General features: G+C 72.0%; 2 protein-coding genes. Both read left to right on the top strand.

The features are described 5' to 3' along the window. Positions 1-532 (top strand): ATP-binding protein (locus tag AB0O29_RS35915; RefSeq protein WP_365160645.1); only part of this gene is annotated, 532 nt, incomplete at its 5' end. Between the two features lie 380 nt (positions 533-912). Next, the coding region (locus AB0O29_RS35910) for a DUF4328 domain-containing protein (RefSeq protein ID WP_365160642.1) at positions 913-1,400 on the top strand (488 nt) is incomplete at its 3' end.

The following is a 1,400-nucleotide window of genomic DNA, read 5'->3' as shown; positions in this document are numbered from 1 at the left end:
TGCTTCCGGCGTGCTCACGGGCGGCGCAGGTCCCATCCCCGGTGCCGGTCGGCCCCCCGACCGGCGCGGACCTACGGAGGAGGCGCACCGCGAGGCGAAGGAGGCCATCGCCGAGCTGAGCGATCTGGTGCGCGGCCTGCACCCGGCGGTCCTCGAGGACCGCGGCCTCGACGCCGCGCTGTCCGGGGTCGCCGCCCGCCTCCCGATCCCGGTGCACTTGGCGGTGGACCTGCCGCTGCGCCCCTCACCCACGGTCGAGGCCGTCGCGTACTTCGTGGTCTCCGAAGCCCTCACGAACATGGTCAAACACGCCCGGGCGAGCCGGGCGGACGTGACCGTGGAGCGGATCGGGGAAACACTGCTGGTGGTCGTCGCGGACGACGGAGTGGGCGGCGCGGATCTCGCGCCGGCCGGCGGCACCGGGCTCGCCGGGCTCGCCAAGCGCGTCGCGTCCGTCGACGGCTCCTTCTCCTGCCGCAGCCCCGCCGGGGGCCCGACCGTCATCACCGCCGAGCTGCCGTACGCGCCGTGATCACGGTGATCACCATGATCCGCGACGGAGGTTCCCTACAGCCCGGCCCGCGAACACCTGAGCCGACGGTCGCGTGATCAACGGCCTCTGCCGGACTTCCGGGCCGGCCCCACCGGGCCGCCTGTCTCCATACGCCCTGACCAACGGAAACCGTGTGGACTCAGGCCATCGGGGGACATATCTTCTTCCGAGGCCTCCGCCCACCAGGTGGAGGCCTTCCGTATGTCATCCGTTCCCGTGGGGGGTCCATCGTCATGTCCTTCAGCACTCCCGGCTCACAGCCGCCTCCGCAGCCGTGGTCTCAGACGGGCCCGGCCCCCTATCAGGTCCCTCAGCAAGGCCACCCCTACCCGTACGGGCCTGTCAACACGGCTCCGCCGGTGTTCCATGGCGTGCTGCGCTCCCCCAAGGGCCTTGCGACGGCCCTGACCTGGCTGCTCGGCGCGGCGACCGCGGCGCACCTCTTCTCGGTCGGCGCCGGCGCGTACGAGCAGTCGTGGTTGCAGGGCTTCGCCGGTAGCACCACCTTCGACGACCTCGAACTCAGTCTGTCCTCCGCGCTCACCGTGCTGGCCGGAGTCCTCCAGTTCCTCACGATCCTGCCCACGGTCGTCGTCTTCATCATCTGGTTCCACCGCGTGCGGAGCAACGGCGGCGTCTTCCGCCCCGACGTCTTCACCCTGGGCCGCGGCTGGGCCATAGGCGCCTGGTTCGTCCCCGTGGGGAACCTGTTCCTGCCCCACCGGATCGCGCGGCAGACCTGGCGGGCCAGCACTCAGCTCGGCCCCGACGGTGCCGACCGCACGGCGCCGGCCGGGCTGCTGACGTCCTGGTGGGTGCTCTGGGTCCTGGCCGCGATCACGGGCCG

The sequence above is a fragment of the Streptomyces sp. NPDC089915 genome (assembly GCF_040684675.1).
Taxonomy (GTDB): Bacteria; Actinomycetota; Actinomycetes; order Streptomycetales; family Streptomycetaceae; genus Streptomyces.
The sequence above is the reverse complement of the archived record's forward strand: the minus strand, read 5'-3'. Positions and strand labels throughout refer to the sequence as shown.